We start from the raw sequence: 1172 nt of genomic DNA, 5'->3' as shown, positions 1-1172 counted from the left end.
GATGCTGATAAGCTAGAAGCTGCAGCAATCGATCTTGTTAAGCAAGCAGTTGCTGGCAAGCTAGACTATAAAGCTCGTCGTGAAGAGAAGACTTCTAAGCTTAAGCTGAACCCAATGGAAAGCATGATGACTTTCGAAACTGCTAAAGGTTTCGTTGCTGGTCAAGCTGGTCCTAACTATCCTGCACCTGTTGAAGCGATTAAAGCGATGCAGAAGCATTCGGGTATGGCGCGAGACAAGGCAATCGAAGTTGAAGCGAAAGGCTTTGCTAAGATGGCTAAGACTTCAGTATCAGCTTCTTTGATTGGTTTGTTCTTGAATGACCAGGCACTTAAAGCACAAGCAAAAGCGCTTGAGCCAAAAGCATCTGAAGTTAAGAAAGCTGCGGTTCTTGGTGCAGGTATCATGGGTGGCGGTATCGCTTACCAGTCTGCTCTAAAAGGTACGCCAATCATCATGAAAGATATCGCGCAAGCAGGTATCGATCTAGGTTTGAGCGAAGCAAGCAAGCTTCTTACTAAGCGCGTAAGCAAAGGTAAGATGAAAGCTGAGAAAATGGCTGAAGTTCTAAACTCTATCGATCCAGCACTAAGCTATGGTGACTTCGGTGACGTAGACTTGGTTGTTGAAGCGGTTGTTGAGAATCCTAAGGTTAAAGACATCGTTCTTTGTGAAGTAGAAGATCAAGTATCTGAAGATACAATTTTGACTTCAAACACTTCAACAATCTCTATTGATTTGCTAGCTAAGAACTTGAAGCGCCCAGAAAACTTCTGTGGTATGCACTTCTTCAACCCTGTACACATGATGCCTCTTGTTGAGGTTATCCGTGGCGAGAAAACTAGCGAAGAAACAATCGCTACGACAGTTGCTTACGCTAAAGCAATGGGTAAGACGCCTGTTGTTGTTAACGACTGCCCAGGTTTCCTAGTTAACCGTATCTTGTTCCCATACTTCGGTGGCTTTGCTGCGCTAGTACGTGACGGTGCTGACTTCCAGCGCGTTGATAAGATCATGGAGAAATTCGGTTGGCCTATGGGTCCTGCTTACTTGCTAGACGTTGTAGGTATGGACACAGCTATTCACGCTGGTGAAGTCATGGCTGAAGGCTTCCCTGATCGCATGAAGAATGAGTTCCGTACTGCGATGGAAGTTATGTTTGAAGATGGCCG

The 1172-nt window shown here is 45.3% G+C and carries 1 protein-coding gene; it reads left to right on the top strand.

Annotation, left to right across the window (positions count from 1 at the left end; translation table 11 throughout):
- On the top strand, window positions 1-1172 hold a 1172-nt coding region (locus A3756_RS21365; protein WP_231875600.1), incomplete at both ends, for a 3-hydroxyacyl-CoA dehydrogenase NAD-binding domain-containing protein.

It is taken from the genome of Oleiphilus sp. HI0086 (assembly GCF_001635225.1).
This window is presented reverse-complemented; position numbering and strand designations above follow the sequence as displayed.